At 56.2% G+C, this 1,505-nt stretch carries 4 protein-coding genes; all 4 read right to left on the bottom strand.

From position 1 onward, the window contains the following. Positions 1-34: 34 nt before the first annotated feature. From ACOTX4_RS25865 to ACOTX4_RS25880, 4 genes are read right to left on the bottom strand one after another with little or no spacing between them, the layout of a single operon-like run. Entirely contained in the window at positions 35-151 is a 117-nt protein-coding gene (locus tag ACOTX4_RS25865) for a hypothetical protein (protein ID WP_113771609.1), read from the bottom strand. Beyond that, on the bottom strand, positions 148-789 hold the full coding sequence (locus ACOTX4_RS25870) for a recombination protein NinG (protein WP_063938115.1): 642 nt from the start codon (positions 787-789) through the stop codon (positions 148-150). Before ACOTX4_RS25870 ends, ACOTX4_RS25865 begins: the two co-directional genes overlap by 4 nt. Next, positions 782-952 carry a NinE family protein gene (locus ACOTX4_RS25875; protein WP_063938117.1) on the bottom strand — a complete coding sequence of 57 codons (171 nt, stop codon included), beginning with the start codon at positions 950-952 and terminating at the stop codon, positions 782-784. Before ACOTX4_RS25875 ends, ACOTX4_RS25870 begins: the two co-directional genes overlap by 8 nt. After that, positions 949-1,386, bottom strand: a complete 438-nt coding sequence (locus tag ACOTX4_RS25880) for a recombination protein NinB (protein ID WP_063938119.1) — start codon at positions 1,384-1,386, stop codon at positions 949-951. The genes ACOTX4_RS25875 and ACOTX4_RS25880 overlap by 4 nt, the downstream gene beginning before the upstream one ends. Positions 1,387-1,505 lie beyond the last annotated feature (119 nt).

Consider the following 1,505-nt stretch of genomic DNA (forward strand, 5'->3'; position numbering starts at 1 on the left):
AGCTGCTGACGTACGTATTCCAGTTGCTGACTGTTCATGCGGCTTCCTTCTGTGGCTGGTTGTTTTTTGTCTGGCTGTGCTTTGCTATTGGCGGCAGACTGGCACGCTTAACGCTTTCGGCCTGGTACCGGAGGAAGTCGGTATAGTTCATGCTGCCTCCCGCTGTTTCAGTGCCTTGAGCTTGGCGCGGTACTCATCCCGGATCCGGATGAAGTCTTCACGGCGGTAGTTGGTCATTTCGTGGGGACCATTGAGCCAGTCGACGTAATCCTGCCCGTAACGAGCGACCAGGCCAGCTTCGTATTGCTGCGCGACCGTCGCCTCTTTGGCGGTGTATTTGCCCGCTCCGGCATTACACGATTTACACTGCTTATGCGCGTTGCGTTCTTCAAATCGCAGCTCAGGGTTAGCACCGACCGTCTTGAAGTGGCCGCAGTCCCACTGGCCGCCGTGCAGATCGGGAGGATTAGTCTCACCGCAGCTGATGCATGGTAAATCGGCATCACGCGCGCGAATAAAGGCGTTGAAAGCCTGCTGAGCCTGCGCCTTGTAGTAACCGTTAGGTCTGAGCTCTGCCAATCGCGCCTTACGGCGCTGGCGACCTGCCTTTTCTTCGGTGCGCTGACGCTGCGCCTCCTTCTGCTTAGCAGCTTCACGGGCTTTTGCGGTCTGTTCTTTGCCGATTGCGCTGGCGCACTCGAATGAGCAAACTACCTGCCCGTCGCGGACCGGATGGAACCACTGGCGACAAGCTTTATGGGCGCACTTGCGGCGCGGTAACTTAGCCATGTGCCCTCCTCGCCGCGAGACGCAGCCATTTCTGATCCACCAGGCGGGCGGTGTACCCCTTCAGTGTCGGGATGTCGGAAGGTTTAAGCGCTGGCTTACGCTGACGGCGAGTCGGAACGAGGAAGATTTCGTTTTTGATGACGCGTGCGAGAGGATTATTCATGCAAGCCTCCCAAAATAATCTCCACGATAACGGACATCGCGAAGTTGGATGTTCTGGCTGACGGCGAAAGCCTGGGTGTACTCAATCAGGCTGTTCATCCGCTTGACCCCCATCGATGAGGTGCTTTCGCGAATTGCCACCAACTCCCCCTCAAGCCCGGCAATAACCTTCCCCTGCCCGCCAGTGGCAATGGAGTGACCGGAAACCAGAATTGATTTCCACGACGGAAGCGACCAAGCGGAGCCAGCCCACTGAATGCGATGCTTTGCCAGGTCGCCGCAAAGCGCGTGGAACAGTGAATTCTGGGGAAGGGTGCGCTTAGGGTCGGCAAAACTCACCACGAGCGGGAAATCTGCGTTTACAGGCTGCTTGTTGATGTAGTCGATGAGGTTGCGGCGAACCTGCTCGTCGCGTAGGTAGAATTTGATACTCATACGGCCTCCTTAACGGAAACCGCAGAATGCATAAAATCGCAGGTGCATTTCTGCATCTGTGACAAGGTGAGGATTTCAGATTGTGGTCGCATTTAAGTCCCCTTAAATGCGCAGAAGTC

This window comes from Enterobacter cloacae complex sp. IR5459 (assembly GCF_049238005.1).
GTDB lineage: Bacteria > Pseudomonadota > Gammaproteobacteria > Enterobacterales > Enterobacteriaceae > Enterobacter > Enterobacter hormaechei_C.